Source organism: Paenibacillus amylolyticus (genome assembly GCF_001570725.1).
GTDB classification, from domain to species: Bacteria; Bacillota; Bacilli; order Paenibacillales; family Paenibacillaceae; genus Paenibacillus; species Paenibacillus amylolyticus_A.
This window is the reverse complement of sequence record NZ_BCNV01000005.1, coordinates 177526-194285: the sequence shown is the minus strand read 5'-3', so window position 1 is coordinate 194285 and position 16760 is coordinate 177526. Positions and strand designations below refer to the sequence as shown.

Below are 16760 nucleotides of genomic sequence, written 5' to 3'. Positions count from 1 at the left end.
CGAGGCGCGTTCGCACCTCGTGTTTTTCTGATTACAGTGGAATTTCATTCCTCTGTTATCGTGTAAATGATTAGTTCAACTTATACAGATTTCTTTATACAACAGTTTCCCGTTAGTCTTTTTTGGATTTCATGGTTAGAGGCGCATTCTTCATCATCGGATACGTAGACAGAAGTAGCGCACCACCAATGACTCCCAAAACGGTGAACAGCATCATCATATTCACACTCGCAATCCACTTCATCCATTCGCCAAAATCTGCGAAGACAACGATCAGCGTGATAATCAGACTCACCCCAAAGAACATAATGAAGAAGTTACGCAACCCCAATCGCATCCAACAAACCGTTGGGAAGACAGAGACTCCCAGTACGAGAAAGCCGCACATCAGATCGATCCACAGGTAGGATAGGAAATGATATTCACTTGAATACAACATGCCTGGTTGATAGAGGGTAACGTCAACAATCCCTTTTTCCTGAAGCAGGTGTATGAGGAAATACACCACATGCAAAATGACCATAGTGCCTGCAACCATCCATACCGAGTTCATATAGAAGGATTTCATGAATTGAATTCGTGTACTGCCCATACCAATCGCAACCGGAAACAGTGTAATGATTCCCCCGATCGCAAACGTGCATATCCCTCCGTACATGGGACCAAACAGTTGTGTGGCATACGAGACATCAAATATGAAACCAATTGCCAGATATACAACGGTGAGCATGACCGCAATGGATGAAAATATGCCCAAATACAAACGCATATCATCCCGAATCAGTCGATTCGTGCCTTTTACTGCGTTCATGGTTTAACCCCCTCTTGATTACGGGTCCTGTTAACCAAATAATCCTGTAATGTCGCCTTCTCAATGGAAAGCCCCTGCGCATGAGCAATATCCTTCCACATTTTCGAGTAGGGCTCATCAATCATCACTTTCAATGTCGATCCCATCTGGGAAGATTCGATAACTTTAACATCTGCTGTGACTTGATTAATATCGTCAATTCTCCCTGTTAGAAGAACTCCTTTTTCGCGCATCTCTTCCATCGGCTGATTTAACAACACCTCTCCGTCCTGCAAAACGATAAGCGACTCACATAAGGGCTGAATCTCCTCAATATGATGGCTGGATATCAGGATCAGACGCGGGTTATCTTCATAACTTTCCAGAAGCGCATTGTAGAAGAATTTACGCTTCTCCGCATCGAGTCCATTGGTAGGTTCATCTAGAATGGTTATCTTTGCATTACTGGCAAGACCCAATATAATCTGGGCGGCAGTCTTCATGCCTTTGGAAAATTTAATGATCTTTTTCTTCCCCGGTAGTTCGAACACATCGATTAAACGCTCCGCCAAATCCTGATTCCACTGCGGATGAAAATATTGCCCCATTTGAACCATGTCACTAACTGTCCAGTTTTTCCCCAGGGGATGATTCTCCTGGATGTAGCACAGATGCTCTTGGGCAGCCAGATTATTATAGGGGTCTTGACCCATGATCTGGACGGTTCCACTGTCTGGGCGATTATGCCCTGCAAGTAAACTCATCAGTGTTGTTTTCCCCGCTCCATTTCTTCCCCAGATGGCACTAATGATCGGCTCACTCTCATGTAGCGTAACCTGGTTCAGAACGGGTGTCTTCTGGTAGCTGTAGTTGACCTGCTCCATATGAATCATAAGTCACTCTCCTTATCCTTCTTGCCGCGAATCAGATCAATAATCATGTCTTCATTCATGTGAATCCGTCTGGCTTCTTCAAGTAAAGGCTTGATGTATTCTTCATAAAAATCCTGCTTCCGTTCAACAAGCAATGCTTCTCTTGCTCCCTTCGCAACAAACATTCCAACACCTCGCTGTTTGTATATAATCCCCTTGTCCACGAGCTCCTGCAGTCCTTTGCGGGCTGTAGCTGGATTAATATTGTAGAAGCGTGACAGCTCGTTGGTTGAGGGAACTTGTTCTTCCACCTTCAATCTGCCCTCCACAATATCGTCCATAATCATCGTGGCAATCTGATGAAAAATAGGCTGAGATTCATCCAAAGTCGATTTCATGTGCTTCCAACTTTCATACGTATTCATTAATTAGTTAGTCGGTTAGTTACTCATGTGACTAACTATAGTATACAAAAACGCAAATGTAAATAGGCGAACCTAATTTATCATCTTTCCTACCTTCGCTCTGTTGTATTGATTAATCAGACCGTCGAGGACTACGGATTGCTGGATCACTTCGGGATGAAGCAGACTGCCATACTCCATATGCATGCGATATAACAACTGTCTGGCATCTTCGATTCGTGATATCAAATCCAGGCGATCCATAGTATCCCTCCTTTTTGTCATATTTTAGTGTATTATGCCAATCAAAAGCGCGTGTAAGATACGACATACTTATTCTTCCACTTCAATACACAAAAAAAAGAACGCCTCTGAAATAAATCAGAAGCGTCCATTGGTTCAGGCTTATGTCCCCAAACCGTGATCATTCGTTCGGTAGATTGAAGGGTCTGGACTTCCCACAGTCGGAGCAGGTCCAGTAACAGGGGCTACGATGCTCACCACTATACTACATGTAACTATCAGCAAAGCCAGCTTTCTCTTCATTGAGTTTCTGCACCTCACCAATCAAGATTTTGTACTGCTTTATAGCTGTGTCAGACGCATAGTCCCTATATTGTTCAAACAATCCGACACCTCTAAGCATACCTCGTCCATCGCTAATTTCAATAGAAAATCTCAAGCTATGGAGGACAAAATCTAATCCCTCTGCAAACCTGTCTTTTTTAAGATAATATGTTCCTAATCCGGCCAAAAGACGAACATATCGATCATCGGTAACCTGCTTGCTTACTTTCCCAATCCGATTGCTCTGTTCCTGATAAGTGAAGTAAGACTCATACTGCTCAAGTACATGATCAATATTCATATCATAGCGGTTAGCCGCCGTTACAATATCACATAGCGCTGGGAAAATCTCATTTTCCTTCGTCGAGATATAGACCAGATAATCAGGTAATACCTCAAACTGTCCGGCCATTAATTGATATATATAACGGTTACCCTCAGCCCATTCCTGAAATTGATGAATGACCACTTTTTCCTCAGGTTCAGGTTCTTTCACCCAACTATAATCGGTGTACAATGCAACATACTTCAATGCCATTTCATAGTTGTTCAAGTGGAAATGGGCACTTCCCGATGCTAAGTAAGCATACATAATATAAAAAACGATAGGTCGTTTAGTCTCTTCTTGTTTCCTTCGGCCATTCATCTCATAATGGATGGTTGCTTTCACTTTCAGCTTTTCAGATAGCTCCTGAACTTTGCTCCATCTGTGGAGTGATGCAAAAGCATTAATCAGTTCATTAAGCGCATCCAACTGGTAGCGTTCATCCAACCGATCCACATAGTATTCAAACCGGGCAGCGATAATCAGATTCCGTTGCTGATCATTCGTCAGTCCCAACCTGAACAGTCGATATTGACAGAGTGCAAGCCGCTCGGAATGTTGCATTTTCTCACTTTCGGCGATGTTTTCATATAGAAGAATAGCCGGTTTGAATTTACCCGCTTGGTAGAATTCTTCAGCCACTTCAAATAACAAAGGAATATAGGATAGATTATCCATCATCAGACGAATAACCTCTTCAATACAGTTTAACTTGTCCAACTCGGCACAGCGTTGAAGGAAGGGTCCCAGTCTTCGCCAGTCCGGTGTTGCGTGTACGAAACACTCATCTATGTATAACTCATAGAAGTAACCCTCTTCCAGTCTCATGGCGGAAGTGATGCGGTCCAACTGCTGCATGGCAATAGGCCGATTTTTATTCAAAATATTGCTCAGCGTACCCGAATTAATCCCTGACGTCTCTGAAAAATGACTAATGGACATCTGTTCACGCTTCAGATAACTTTCCAAATGATCGCGTATCGTGGTTGTCGGCTCCAAACGAACACCACCCTCCAAAATAAAAACCATAAACAGGATTATCGGTATGCAAAAGTAATTATATGTAATTAGAAAGTAGCGGTCAATATAATAAATTCAACTAATTTGTATTACTACCATTTTAATCCTTTAATTATAACAAAGTTATCTATCCTTATTTTATATCGGAAACTCGCCCGACATCAAACCTGAAAACAGACAAAAAACACGAGCCATCTACGGGCTCGTGTTCTCAACTGACTCAGTAGTCAGTATGCTCACTATAACTTGGATTTAAGGCAGGATATTGCCTGCCGCACGGTAAATTTCATACCACTCTGGACGAGTGAGATGAACATTTCCCGCTTTCACACAGTCTTGCAGACGCTCAATATTCATCGTGCCTGTCACTGGCTGCATTTGTGCAGGGTGACGAAGCAACCACGCGATTGCAATCGTCGTATTGCTCACGTCATACTTCGCAGCAATCTCGTCGATCTTCGCATTCAATTCCGGGAACTTGTCGCTACCCAGGAATACACCTTCGAAGAATCCGTACTGGAACGGAGACCATGGCTGAATCGTGATATCATGCAGACGACAATAATCAAGGATACTGCCGTCACGGTTAACCGCAGCGTCATTCTCCATGTTCACGTTGATTCCACTGTCAATCATTGTGGTATTGGTAATACTCATCTGCAACTGGTTGGCTACCAGTGGCTGTTTCACGTACTTTTTCAACAATTCGATCTGGTTCGGATTCTGGTTAGACACCCCGAAGTGACGCACTTTGCCTTCGCGCTCCAATTGATCAAAGGCTTCAGCCACTTCCTCAGGCTCAACCAAAGCATCTGGACGGTGCAGAAGCAGAACGTCAAGATATTCGGTTTTCAGACGTTGCAGGATACCATCCACCGAATTAAGGATGTGCTCTTTGGAGAAATCAAACATGCCTTTGCGGATACCGCATTTGGATTGAAGAATCATATTTTCACGAACTTGGGGATTCATCTGCACCGCTTCGGCGAAGATCTCCTCACATGTTCCTGTACCATAAATGTCGGCATGATCAAAGAAATTCGCGCCAACCTCCATTGCAGAACGAACAAAATGTTCGGCTTCCTTGCCGTCTAGTGAATTAATCCGCATGCAGCCCACGGCCACTACAGGTACTTCTAGTGCGCTGCTGCCCAATTTAATGGTTCTCAAGATGTTTTCCCTCCATATTCGAATATTATCGTGTATCTTACCTTTGATTGTGACACAAATCTGCAATCGGTTTCAATAGATTTATCCTACAATTATATGGAGAAATGATAGGTTCTGAGTCTCAGCCTATCATTACACAGGAGTGAGCTATACGTTTTCCGGTACGATAACCTCAATATGCCTTGGCAGGACAGTGATGTGAATCGGCAGGGCAGGGCCCTCTTCACCATCTACATTGGTGCGTATGGCTTCAGATGAGTGAACACGAACTTCTTTTGCCGTAAAATAATCCACATCCTTATGGTCTTTCAGACTGCCAAACAACAGGGAAGTGCCCAAGGTCAGGCTGTTGAACACACTGATGTTACGAACAACAAAACAATGAATCAGACCATCGTCCACCGCAGCATCCGGTGATAACTTCTCGAATCCTCCAACCGAATTGGTCAGTGCCGCCAGAAAAAGAGGAGATTCTCCCTCCCAAATCTGGCCGTCATATTCAACGGTTAGTTGATTAGCTGGTGTATTTACCAGATCTTTCAAGCCTTCTTTCAGATATGCGAATGATCCCAGCTTCGACTTCTCTTCCGAGGATACGGAGAATAGGGCTTCTGCCAAAGACCCTGCAGCCACCACGTTGGCAAACAGGCGATCATTGATTTTCCCCAGGTCCACAATATGAGTCTGATCCGAACGTAACTGCCTAATGGCTTCCTCCGGGTCAAGCGAGATATTCAGCGCACGTGCAAAATCATTCACCGTACCCAGAGGTACGACTCCCAATCGAGGGCGATGTTCCTGATCCATCATGCCGTTAATCGTCTCATGCAGTGTACCATCGCCTCCGATGGAAATGACCAGATCACAGCCGTCCTTACAGGCGTTCAGGCAGTAGTTGGTCGCATCACCTTCTCCGGCTGTCTCGTTAACAACCACCTCATACTGCTGTGACTCCAGAATTTCTCTGACTTGGGACACATACTGCTCGGCCTCTTCCTTACCTGACGATGGATTGCTAATGATCATGGCTTGGCGCATACTCACATCTTCCCCTCCAAATTGGCATCTTTACTTCATCTATACCCGTTTTAAGGGTGGGTTGAATAGGGTCTGCGAGAGATGTGCAATTTTTTTGATAAACATGTCTTCGAAGAGTGCAGAGCAGGGTTTGTTTCATATAGAATAGAAGTAGAAGAAATACCTATTACGAAATCTCTTGTTCCTTTTTCCCGTTGACGGGTTAATAACTATAGATGTGCTTTTAGCGGAACCTGTATATGTTAAACTGTTCCAGTTACACTGAACACTCCGGGAGCAGAACAACCTTACGATTACGACTGTTCGGAGTATTTTATATTTTATATCAACGGAATCGGAGGGAATGCATGCAATGAGAAGAATGACTCTACTATTTCTAGTATTCATCCTGAGTCTCGGGGCATCGGGGCAAGCCATGGCTTACACGACTACGGACTTGGGCGAGGGAATCATTGAAGATCCTCTACTTGAAGACGGACTGAAGCTAATCCTGAACAAACCTCTGGATGTTCCACTGACTTCATCTGATCTGGAGCAGCTTGAAGTGGTAGATCTGAGCAATGCAGGTATTCAAAGCCTGTCGGGTCTGGAATATGCAACCAACCTGACTCACCTCCGATTATACGGAAATGAAATTGAGGATCTCACACCGCTGGAGCACCTGACCCAGCTTCGCGAGATCGATGTTCGCAACAATTATATTACATCCATACACGCACTTGCTGAATTGAAAGACTTGGGACGGCTGTATATCAGCAACAATTCCATATCTTCCATAGAGGTTGTACGTGGGTTCACCCGATTACATACGTTCCACGCGAGTGGCAACCAGATTGCCAGTCTTGCGGCCCTCACAGATACGGATGCACTGAAGTGGCTTGAGATCTCAAACAATACAATTAGCGATCTGACACCGCTCATGAGTAAAAAGCGGCTCCAACAACTCAATGTGGCGAATAACCAGATTCAGACGCTGGATGTACTGGCTGAACTGCCAAATACGCTGCGAAATCTGAATGTGGCAGGCAACCAAATCACGGATCTGACACCACTGGAGCACATGACACGGCTGCGGACACTTGATATCTCCGGTAACCAAGTACAGTCCCTCAAGGGGCTTGAGGGACTGACTGGGCTAACGGAGCTGAATGCAGAATCCAATCAGATCTATGATCTGGAACCTTTACGTGAGCATTCCAATCTGGACGTATTGAAATTATCCAACAACCGGATATGGGATTTGACACCGATTGAGGGTTTTACGTTTACCCGCGATCAGTCAGCGACGAATGCTATACAGGATATCTCGGCGTCCACCTCGTTATCATCCGGTATTCAGACGTCTGTCTCCGAAGTTGAGCCTGCTGGACTCACGGTGCAGAACAACTATCTGGATGTCGCGAGCGGCAGTCATACGATGCAGCTTCTGAACCGGATGAATGTGCGAGAGCAGAAACGAACGCCGCAGGGCAGCTTTCAGCGTCTAATTGAAGGGTCCACCACCGCCTATGTTGGGGATCGGGCTTACACACTGGATGCTGCACCTTTTATCGATGAAGGCCGGACCTATGTGCCTCTGCGCTTTGTCTCGGAGCAGTTGAACGCCAGCGTGAATTGGAACAGCGGTACGCGCGAAGCTGTGATCACACAAAATGACAAGACCATCCGCTGGAGCGTGGGCAACAAGCAAGTCGTCGTGAATGATGCGCTTGCGATCAATGATGCTCCTCTTCTGATGAAAAATGGCAAAGCATTTGTTCCGGTTCGCTTTATTTCGGAGCAATTCAATACCTCTGTTGGTTACATTGGAAGCAGCAAAACGATTCTGATTTTTGAAAATAAACAGCTTGGCGAGAGTGTACAGCCTTAAGAAAAATACAGCGAAAGTCCCCGTCTGAACAATCAGCGGGGATTTTTGTTGCGCTATGACAGTTGTGCTTCGACATTGGATAATGGTATATGGGTTGCGGCAATTACAAGCGATTACATTATATGATCTGTCAGTACGGATATAAACTCTTAATACTCCATCTTGGATTAGGGTAAATTTCACACGGTTTAGCACATCTTCTTTTGCAGCGGGAGTTGTTATACTGAACGTAATATATATGACAACTGAGGTTCTCGCGAGGAGGAGATTCGCATGACATTCACGCTCACTGGTTATTCCACAACCCAAGACAACCCGTGGAGAGAGCTATCTTTTGTACCAACAAATGAAAACGCTAACTTAAAGCTCACAGGCGAGCAGCACCAGCTGGTGGAAGGGTTTGGTGGCTGTTTCAACGAGCTTGGTTATATGGCTCTATCTCACTTAAATGAAGAGCAGCGCCGCGAGGTATTCCATTCTCTCTTCCATCCGGAGGGTGAGCACAAGTTTAACATCTGTCGCTTGCCCATCGGCGCAAGTGATTACGCGGAGCAGTGGTATAGCCACAACGAGGTGGACGGCGACGTGGCCATGGAACATTTTTCGATCGAACGTGATTTCAAATATCTGATTCCTTACATTAAGGAAGCTCTGACTTATAACCCGAACCTGCAGTTCTTCGCCTCGCCATGGAGTCCGCCAACGTGGATGAAATCACCTAAAGCCTATAACTATGGCACGCTTCGTTGGGAGAAAGATATTCTGGAGGCCTACGCCCTGTATTTCGTAAAATTTGTACAGGCTTACCGTGAAGCAGGCATTACCATCCATCAGGTGCATGTGCAGAACGAAGTGATTGCAGATCAGAAATTCCCTTCTTGCATGTGGACAGGTGAGCAACTCCGTGAGTTCATCGCCGATTATCTGGGCCCCGCTTTTGACAAACACGGTCTGGATACGGAAATCTGGCTGGGAACGATCAACGCCCCTGATCCATGGGAAGAATTGATCAAGAAAAAAACAAACGACTTCGACGAGTACGCCGGGTTTGTCCTGAGTGATCCCAAGGCCTATTCCTATATCAAAGGTGTTGGGTATCAATGGGCCGGTAAAAACGCCATTCAACGTACCTCGGCAAGTTATCCGGAGCTTCGTTATATGCAGACCGAGAATGAATGCGGCGATGGCAACAACTCATGGAACTACGCCAAATATGTATATAACCTCTACCAGCATTACTTCAGCAACGGAGTGAACGCGTACATCTACTGGAACATGGTTCTGGAACCCAAAGGCCGCAGCACATGGGGCTGGGAACAGAACTCCATGATTACGATAGATCCGGACACGACGGAGGTTACTCGGAACCCCGAGTATTATGTGATGAAGCACTTCGCACATCATATTGTTCCTGGTGCTCGAAGAGTCGGCCTGTCTGGCGCCTGGAGCGGGAAATCCGTCGCTTTCCGCAACCCGGATAACAGTCTCGTGATTGTCATCAACAATCCATTCCAGGACCGTCGTGACTTACATCTGGCATATGAAGGACAGACATTCCGGATTGAGTTGGAGGCAGATTCGTTCAACAGCATGGTTATTCAACCGGAATAACCAATCCAACACATCGTTAAAAACGCGGACATCAGTAGCGTCAGGCCCAAGAACCCCACGGGCCGGCGCTATTTTTCATGGGGCATACCATGCTTATTGTTACCATTATTACTCCTGTAGAACACAAGTCGAAGACGACTTAAAGATAAGACGATTCACCTTTTATATTCATAAAACTATAAATCTAGATATAATAAGCCGTGAAGGAAAAGATCTCCTATGGCAAGCAGCTCGGTATTCTGCGCAAACTTGGGAATACATCAATTGATCTGGAGCGAAATGATATTTGCGCTGATCGCTTCGGTCTTGATTTGGGTTAAAATCAAATGCTTCCCTGCGCTAGAAATTGCCGAACACAGTTAAAACAAAGCATCCGCACACAAATAGCGCCTTGTCCCAAACTCATGAATAGGAACATGGCGCTATTTGGTGTCATATAATAGTCATCGGAATCACAAGGGAAGCTCAGATTCGTGCAAACGCACGCTTAAGGATTGTTCGCCAGGTAGTTTCTTAGCCATTGCAGAGCAGGACGCTCCGTACCGTTGCTATTGACCAGATGGGAGCCACTCACCCAGGTTTGGTTCTGGTTGAAGCCCCACAGCGTTACACCTTTTACAGCTGAATGTTTCCACAGTACAGGAAATTTCTGCTGATAACGCTGTAACTGTGTATTATCATCACCTGTCATATCCAGCTCGGATACATAGATCGGCAACCCTGTTGCGGCAAGCTTATTCAGTACTGTGTTCATCGTGCTCACCGAGACGTTGTCCATATTGAAGTAATGCGCCTGGATACCAATACCATCAACTAGACCTCTGTTTTTCAAAAGGTTAATAATCTGGATATATTGGTCCGCTTTAGCGGGATCACCGATAATACCATATTCATTAATTAACAATTTGGAGTTAGGGAAGGCTTGTCTCGCCTGTTGGAATGACCAGATCACCCAATCCCAACCCGTTGCCCCATCTCCACCAATGGCATTACGATAGGATGGTTTCGCATGCAAAGGTTCATTGACGACATCCACAAATGCTGCCTTGGAATACCGCTGTCCTGCGGCTTTAATCCATTGTGTCACTTCAGCTTTCTGGTCTGCAGCTGAGAGACCGTTAATCCAGGTTGGCTGCTGATTTCCCCACACGAGAGTATGGAATTTGAACGGAAATCCATTGTTGTTAGCATAATTGTACGCCATGTCCGCCTGCGACCAATTCATCACGTTGCGCGTGCCTTCCACAGCATCCCATTTGGTTGAATTCTCCGGGGTCACTTGATTCCAGTAAGGACTGAAATTAGAGGGTACACTACTTGCGATGATGTTCCCCAGAAATTTGCTACCTTTGGCTAAACCTGCACTTACACTACCAACCGCAACAGAAGCAGCGAGAATCCCTACCAATGCCAATGAGCCAACTGTCTTGAACCATTTGGACTTGATCAATATATATCCTCCTTCGTTTCAAATATTTTGTTAAGCGCTTACAATTACCATTTTACTGGATAATCACAACTTTAAAAACCTGACAAATTATAGTACTTTGCACTAATAATAGAGATCGATATTATATTTCCATCCATTTATCTGCTCAAATCCTACATAATTGTTACATTGGAGTTTACATTCCCCAAATGTTTATCTAGTATGAAATGATACATATCTTTACACACACTAGATAACAAGGGAGATTACAACATGCGCAAAATTTCAATGAAACGTTTCGCCGGATGGCCTTTATCATTCCTCTTATGTGCCTCCATTTTGTTCGCCCCTTTTGCTTCCACTCCGGTTCAGGCTGCTGAGGCAGACAAGGAAACCAAGATCACGTTGCTGGGTACATCGGATATTCATGGCCGATTCATGCCGTGGGACTATGCTCTTGACGGTCCAAACCCAACCGGAAGCATGACACAGCTATACACCATTGTGAAAAAAGTGCGTGCGGAGAATCCCAATACGATCCTGCTGGATGCAGGAGACATGATTCAGGATAACTCGGCTGAGTTGTTCAATGATCAACCCCAATCTCCCATGATGGTTGCAATGAACGAAATGAAATATGACGCATGGGTTATGGGTAACCATGAATTTAACTTTGGGCTGGACGTACTGGAGAAGATCTCTTCCCAATTCAATGGACAGCCTCTCGTGGGTAATATTTTCAAAGAAAACGGCGACCGCTACATGCCTGCCTATACGATTATTGAGAAAGACGGAATCAAAGTGGGGGTCATCGGAATGAACACACCTATGATTACCGAGTTTGAGAAAGGTACAGATCACCTGGACGGCATCATCGTCAAAGATCCTGTGGAAGAGACCAAGAAGGCCATTGCTGAGCTGAAAGGCAAAGTCGATGTTATGGTTGGACTTATGCATATGGGACTGGACAACGAGAACGGGAACCCGGGAACCGGAGTCACGGATATCGCCAATGCCAACCCGGAGCTGGCTGCCATTTTTGCCGGACACATGCATACCTTAATTGAATCCCAAACGGTTAACGGCGTATTGATCTCCGAACCGAATAAATATGGCTCACATATTTCACGAATCGATCTGACATTTGAAAAAGACGGCGACAAAGTCGTGCTGAAAAGCAAGGAAGCTCAAGCACTCGCTGTAAAAGCCGCTGACGGAACGTATGAAATCTCCGACCCTGCGCTGGAAGAGACCTTGCATCCATTCCACGAGTTTGCTCGTGCCGATGCCAACATCGAAGTGGCTGAACTGAAAGGAACCAACCTGGTCCCTGCTGATGAGATTAAGGGTATCCCTGCGGTGCAGATCCAGGAAACACCTTTGTCTGATTTTTTCACCGAAGTGATGCTGCATTACAGTGATGCCGACGTGGTCGCGCACCAGATTGATAACGACAAAGCCAAGCTGGATGTAGGCCCAATCAAGAAAAAGGATATTGCATTCAACTACCAATACACCTTTGGTGAAGTGACCGTATATGAAGTAACCGGACGCGATCTGATGGATTATATGGAGTGGTCTGCGGGTTACTTCAACTCCACACGCCCGGGTGATGTGACGATCAGCTTTGATCCGAAACGACGTGCCTCCAAATACAGCACCGATGATTTCTTCGGTGGCGTGACGTATGAGATTGACCTGACCAAGCCATACGGCAGTCGGATTACGAATCTCAAGTACAGCAATGGGTCGGTAGTCAAAGAAAACGATACACTGAAGCTCGGTATGAATGCGTACCGGATGGAAGCTCTGATTGCCAAAGGCGGCGCCATGGAAGGTCGTAAGTTCAAGCAGCTCTGGTCCTCCAAGGACGCTTCGGCATTTGGTGAGATTCAAGGTACGATTCGTAACCTGTCCATCGCTTATTTGAAAGATGTCATGAAGGGTGTCTACGAGCCGAAGATTCAGCACAACTGGAAAATCACCGGCGTAGACCTGACTGCACCAGAACGTGCAGATGTGGTGGAGTTAATTAACGATGGCATCATGTCTGTGCCAACAACAGAAGATGGCAAGTACACCAACATTGCCTCCATTAACATTTTGGATACAGTGACTCAAGAAGAGATTGATACGCTAACTGCCAAAGCAGGTGTGAATGCAGCACAATTCGCAGGCGTGAAAACCAAGGGAACGTTCTATCAACAGCTGAACAAAGCTCGCAAAACAGTAGGCAGTGGTGAGGAAGAAACTACACCCGAGAAGCCTACGACACCAACAGTGCCGAAACCAACACCGACTCCAGGCACGTCGAAACCTGGTAAACCAGCAACACCAAGCACTGGTAAACCAGGAACTGTCACCAAAGGCAAACAAGCCAAGGTTACAGCGTCTTACCTGAACGTACGCGCTAGCGCTTCATCCCAAGCCAAAGTTGTTGCTGCGGTACCAAAAGGTACCCTGCTTGAGGTGATCAGCACAGACAAGTATGGCTGGGTAAAAGTGAAGCTGAATGGACGTGTAGCATTCGTATACGGGAAATATGTGAGTATATTTCTTAATTAATAACACCATGTCTCTGTATAGTTATTGAAAAAGGCCAAGCTCTATAAAGAGCTTGGCCTTTTTATTACAACCTTTTAATCTTATGAAACTACATTAATAATTGATTTTAATTTGACCTTGTTCTGTACCCCAAAATCCAGTCTGTACACTCAGCTCAAAATCATTCAAATCTTCGGGAATTTCAAAAACAACATTTCCTGTTTGCGATAATCCTGGATTGATGCCATCATACATAAAAATTTTGTTGGAAACAGAAATCATCGTAGTCGGTGCATATGTAACTTCGCCTTTTTTCAATTGGAAAAACGAAGAATCCGTAGTAATCATCTGTTTTCCTTCGTTCTTTAATGTCGCATTCACAACTAAAAAAACACTTCCATCAGAACTTGGCTTATAAGATAAGATTTGTCCTTCTTTTATTTCATTCTTTGTCGATACCTTGTTAACTTTAAAAACTACATCTCCTACTTTTAATTCATCACCAATTCCAGCAAGCTTAACCTCCTCTTTTGTTTCTTTCTGTGCTGTGGAAGCCGGTTTACTGGCTGCAGTATCAGCTGTTTTATCATTGGAAGAAAGCATACTTCCAATAACACCCAAAACAATTAATCCAATAAAACCCAAACATCCGATCTTAAAAAACTTTTTCATATTTCTCCCCCTAATGCTTAGGTAATTTGACCCAAGTGTTATATTAACATATATCGGAATATTTTAGTGGTTATTTATACCTATAATAAATTTCTTTGTATAGCCCTCCATATCCGCACCCCTCCCTTAATTAGTGCAAACTATATATCAATCATGAAAACAATTTACATACTTGAAGCATTTACTCCGTTAGCCTGCCTGCATATAGAGTATAATGAAGAGGTATACGATAAATGTACGGTGCAATAATTGTACAAAAACTAACGCAAAAGAGGTAAACGATGAGCGAGCAACAATTTAAAGATTATGGACTTGGTGAAGAGATCGTAAAAGCACTGGACAGTCTGGGCTACGAGACACCAACCGAGGTTCAAACCAAAGTTATTCCGGTAGCACTGGAGAATCAGGATCTTGTGGTCAAATCACAGACAGGTAGCGGTAAAACAGCCGCCTACGGCATTCCACTTTGCGAGCTGGTGGATTGGAATGAGAATAAGCCACAGGCTTTGATTCTTACACCAACCCGGGAACTGGCTTTGCAGGTTAACGAAGATATTACGAATATCGGCCGCTTTAAGCGTATTAAAGCAACCGCACTATACGGACAGTCCCCTTTTCATATCCAAAAAGCCGAGTTAAAACAAAGAACCCATGTGGCTGTTGGTACGCCAGGTCGGGTGCTGGATCATATCGAACGTGGCACGCTGCCACTCGAACGGATCGCCTATCTCGTTATTGACGAGGCCGATGAGATGTTGAACATGGGCTTTATTGAGACGGTACAGTCCATCATTCAGAAACTGCCGCAAGAGCGAGTAACGATGCTGTTCTCTGCTACATTCCCTGAAGATGTAGCCAAGCTGTCACGCAAATACATGAACAACCCGGTAGAGATTGAGATCAAAGCAAGTGGACTGACTACAGCCACCATCGAACATGCTGTGATTCACGTGCCAGAGGTGAACAAAACCGCACTGCTTCAGGACTTGTTCATTGTGGAAAATCCGGATAGCTGCATCGTATTCTGCCGTACGCAGGAGAATGTGGATAAACTGTTCCGGGTCATGGCTGACCTTGACTACCCCGCAGATCGTATCCATGGTGGTATGGAGCAGGATGAGAGGATCGAAGTGATGAACGCATTCCGACGGGGACAATTCCGCTATCTGATCGCGACAGATGTAGCCGCACGTGGTATTGATATCACGAATATTACCCATGTCATCAACTACGATATTCCTTTGGAAAAAGAGGGATATGTTCACCGTACAGGCCGTACGGGTCGCGCAGGCAAAACAGGTAAAGCCATTACGTTGATTACACCGAAAGATGGCAGACGTCTGGCTGAGATTGAATCCTATATCGGATTCCAAATCCCTGTTGTGAAAGCACCTTCCGAAGATGCTGTAGATCGCCGCAGAGAAGATTTTGAGAAGCGATTGAAGATCGTGCCTGAACGTAAAAAGGACAAGCGTGAACAGCTGAACCAACAGATCATGAAGCTGAACTTTAACGGAGGCAAGAAGAAGAAACTTCGTGCCGTTGACTTTGTAGGTACCATCGCCAAGCTTGAAGGGGTAACCGCAGACGACATCGGGATCATTACGATTCTGGATAATGTGACGGATGTAGAAATCCTGAACGGCAAAGGCCCACTCGTACTAGAGCTCATGCAGAATACAACGATTAAAAAGATGCAGCTCAAGGTTCGTAAAGGCCATAAATAGATTGAGAACTAGCGTAGAATCATAGGGATAAATTCGATTTACTTTCCTATATCTATTGCTATGCCCTCCTATAGCTTTAAAAAAAGACAAGCAGACCTGATAACATGATGTTATGACAGGTCTGCTTGTTAGGCATGCCAACATCGCCCCTCTCTTCATTCCACCCTCCTCTCGAACCCGTTTGTTCATCTTCTACCTCCAGAGAATATCCATTGCGTTCCACGTAGGTCTTAACACCAAATCTCCACCTGTCTGCTATGAGGGTTATCCTACACCATCACTTTCTAACAAGGAGTAAAAATTATCGCGGTCTTCATCATCGAATTTGCCAAGCGCCCGTACTCTAATAAATTCATGTCCACCAAACATGTCGATTTCCTCGCCGCAATTATTGTAGAGTGCGATCATATGTCCATCCCGATTCAGCTCCATATACCCGTAACAAGTTGCCTCTGGCGCTTCGCCGTTTAAGAGTAAAAATCTGATTTTATCCACGCTGTTCATGCAGATCTCCTTTCCTTATTTCTTATTAATGTTAAGAATATTTTACGTAACACCAGGTGAATTGGAAAAAGCGATTTCACCCTGTATACCGGTATATACATTCCTATTTAGCAAGCATGAGGGGGGAACACTCGCTAAATCGTTCATTCTCACATTATCTCTTGACGTGATGCGATTTTGGGATTATTATAACGTGCCGGTTTATCAACAAGATAAA

General features: G+C 44.9%; 15 protein-coding genes. 4 read left to right on the top strand and 11 right to left on the bottom strand.

All coding sequences use genetic code 11. From position 1 onward, the window contains the following. Positions 1–112: 112 nt before the first annotated feature. From PAHA3_RS20885 to PAHA3_RS20860, 7 genes are all read right to left on the bottom strand, one after another. Positions 113–811: a hypothetical protein gene (locus PAHA3_RS20885; RefSeq protein ID WP_062836625.1), complete on the bottom strand. Its 699-nt coding sequence runs from the start codon at positions 809–811 to the stop codon at positions 113–115. Beyond that, positions 808–1683: an ATP-binding cassette domain-containing protein gene (locus tag PAHA3_RS20880; protein ID WP_062836624.1), complete on the bottom strand. Its 876-nt coding sequence runs from the start codon at positions 1681–1683 to the stop codon at positions 808–810. The genes PAHA3_RS20885 and PAHA3_RS20880 overlap by 4 nt, the downstream gene beginning before the upstream one ends. Then, positions 1680–2060, bottom strand: coding sequence for a GntR family transcriptional regulator (locus PAHA3_RS20875; RefSeq protein WP_062837083.1), 381 nt, complete (start codon positions 2058–2060; stop codon positions 1680–1682). Before PAHA3_RS20875 ends, PAHA3_RS20880 begins: the two co-directional genes overlap by 4 nt. A 99-nt stretch (positions 2061–2159) precedes the next feature. Further along, the gene (locus tag PAHA3_RS29980) at positions 2160–2330 is read right to left on the bottom strand and encodes an aspartyl-phosphate phosphatase Spo0E family protein (RefSeq protein ID WP_076332132.1); all 171 of its coding nucleotides are present in this window, start codon (positions 2328–2330) and stop codon (positions 2160–2162) included. Between the two features lie 244 nt (positions 2331–2574). Further along, complete coding sequence (locus PAHA3_RS20870; RefSeq protein WP_062836623.1) at positions 2575–3957, bottom strand: hypothetical protein; 1383 nt, start codon at positions 3955–3957, stop codon at positions 2575–2577. A gap of 273 nt (positions 3958–4230) precedes the next feature. Then, positions 4231–5148, bottom strand: coding sequence for an aldo/keto reductase (locus PAHA3_RS20865; protein ID WP_062836622.1), 918 nt, complete (start codon positions 5146–5148; stop codon positions 4231–4233). Between the two features lie 147 nt (positions 5149–5295). Next, positions 5296–6186 (bottom strand): diacylglycerol/lipid kinase family protein, encoded by an 891-nt coding sequence (locus PAHA3_RS20860; RefSeq protein WP_062836621.1) that lies wholly within the window; start codon positions 6184–6186, stop codon positions 5296–5298. Positions 6187–6538: 352 nt separating this feature from the next. Between PAHA3_RS20860 and PAHA3_RS20855 the strand changes: the two genes are divergently transcribed. Both PAHA3_RS20855 and PAHA3_RS20850 read left to right on the top strand, forming a co-directional pair. Next, positions 6539–8056: a leucine-rich repeat domain-containing protein gene (locus tag PAHA3_RS20855; RefSeq protein WP_062836620.1), complete on the top strand. Its 1518-nt coding sequence runs from the start codon at positions 6539–6541 to the stop codon at positions 8054–8056. Between the two features lie 273 nt (positions 8057–8329). Further along, positions 8330–9667 carry a glycoside hydrolase family 30 protein gene (locus tag PAHA3_RS20850; RefSeq protein ID WP_062836619.1) on the top strand — a complete coding sequence of 446 codons (1338 nt, stop codon included), beginning with the start codon at positions 8330–8332 and terminating at the stop codon, positions 9665–9667. A 487-nt stretch (positions 9668–10154) separates the two neighbouring features. Here PAHA3_RS20850 and PAHA3_RS20845 read toward each other — a convergent pair whose 3' ends face one another. Beyond that, positions 10155–11117: an endo-1,4-beta-xylanase gene (locus PAHA3_RS20845; RefSeq protein ID WP_062836618.1), complete on the bottom strand. Its 963-nt coding sequence runs from the start codon at positions 11115–11117 to the stop codon at positions 10155–10157. A gap of 417 nt (positions 11118–11534) precedes the next feature. On the opposite strand from PAHA3_RS20845, the gene PAHA3_RS20840 reads away from it, so the two are divergent. Continuing rightward, positions 11535–13661, top strand: a complete 2127-nt coding sequence (locus PAHA3_RS20840; protein WP_371327952.1) for a 5'-nucleotidase C-terminal domain-containing protein — start codon at positions 11535–11537, stop codon at positions 13659–13661. Positions 13662–13754: 93 nt separating this feature from the next. Here the strand turns inward: PAHA3_RS20840 and PAHA3_RS20835 are convergent, their stop codons facing one another. Continuing rightward, positions 13755–14312 carry a DUF4352 domain-containing protein gene (locus tag PAHA3_RS20835; RefSeq protein ID WP_062836616.1) on the bottom strand — a complete coding sequence of 186 codons (558 nt, stop codon included), beginning with the start codon at positions 14310–14312 and terminating at the stop codon, positions 13755–13757. Between the two features lie 281 nt (positions 14313–14593). Here PAHA3_RS20835 and PAHA3_RS20830 point away from each other — a divergent pair, with 281 nt between their 5' ends. Next, on the top strand, positions 14594–16039 hold the full coding sequence (locus tag PAHA3_RS20830; protein ID WP_062836615.1) for a DEAD/DEAH box helicase: 1446 nt from the start codon (positions 14594–14596) through the stop codon (positions 16037–16039). Positions 16040–16115: 76 nt separating this feature from the next. Here PAHA3_RS20830 and PAHA3_RS30575 read toward each other — a convergent pair whose 3' ends face one another. Together PAHA3_RS30575 and PAHA3_RS20825 are read right to left on the bottom strand one after the other, a co-directional pair. Continuing rightward, the gene (locus PAHA3_RS30575) at positions 16116–16262 is read right to left on the bottom strand and encodes a hypothetical protein (RefSeq protein ID WP_167350920.1); all 147 of its coding nucleotides are present in this window, start codon (positions 16260–16262) and stop codon (positions 16116–16118) included. A gap of 41 nt (positions 16263–16303) precedes the next feature. Then, positions 16304–16543: a hypothetical protein gene (locus tag PAHA3_RS20825; RefSeq protein ID WP_062836614.1), complete on the bottom strand. Its 240-nt coding sequence runs from the start codon at positions 16541–16543 to the stop codon at positions 16304–16306. Positions 16544–16760 lie beyond the last annotated feature (217 nt).

Bases quoted from the DNA above. Each gene is read 5' to 3' on its own strand.
- PAHA3_RS20885 (WP_062836625.1), bottom strand. From the start codon at position 811: ATGAACGCAGTAAAAGGCACGAATCGACTGATTCGGGATGATATGCGT.
- PAHA3_RS20880 (WP_062836624.1), bottom strand. From the start codon at position 1,683: ATGATTCATATGGAGCAGGTCAACTACAGCTACCAGAAGACACCCGTT.
- PAHA3_RS20875 (WP_062837083.1), bottom strand. From the start codon at position 2,060: ATGAAATCGACTTTGGATGAATCTCAGCCTATTTTTCATCAGATTGCC.
- PAHA3_RS29980 (WP_076332132.1), bottom strand. From the start codon at position 2,330: ATGGATCGCCTGGATTTGATATCACGAATCGAAGATGCCAGACAGTTG.
- PAHA3_RS20860 (WP_062836621.1), bottom strand. From the start codon at position 6,186: ATGCGCCAAGCCATGATCATTAGCAATCCATCGTCAGGTAAGGAAGAG.
- PAHA3_RS20855 (WP_062836620.1), top strand. From the start codon at position 6,539: ATGAGAAGAATGACTCTACTATTTCTAGTATTCATCCTGAGTCTCGGG.
- PAHA3_RS20850 (WP_062836619.1), top strand. From the start codon at position 8,330: ATGACATTCACGCTCACTGGTTATTCCACAACCCAAGACAACCCGTGG.
- PAHA3_RS20840 (WP_371327952.1), top strand. From the start codon at position 11,535: ATGCCGTGGGACTATGCTCTTGACGGTCCAAACCCAACCGGAAGCATG.
- PAHA3_RS20835 (WP_062836616.1), bottom strand. From the start codon at position 14,312: ATGAAAAAGTTTTTTAAGATCGGATGTTTGGGTTTTATTGGATTAATT.
- PAHA3_RS20830 (WP_062836615.1), top strand. From the start codon at position 14,594: ATGAGCGAGCAACAATTTAAAGATTATGGACTTGGTGAAGAGATCGTA.
- PAHA3_RS20825 (WP_062836614.1), bottom strand. From the start codon at position 16,543: ATGAACAGCGTGGATAAAATCAGATTTTTACTCTTAAACGGCGAAGCG.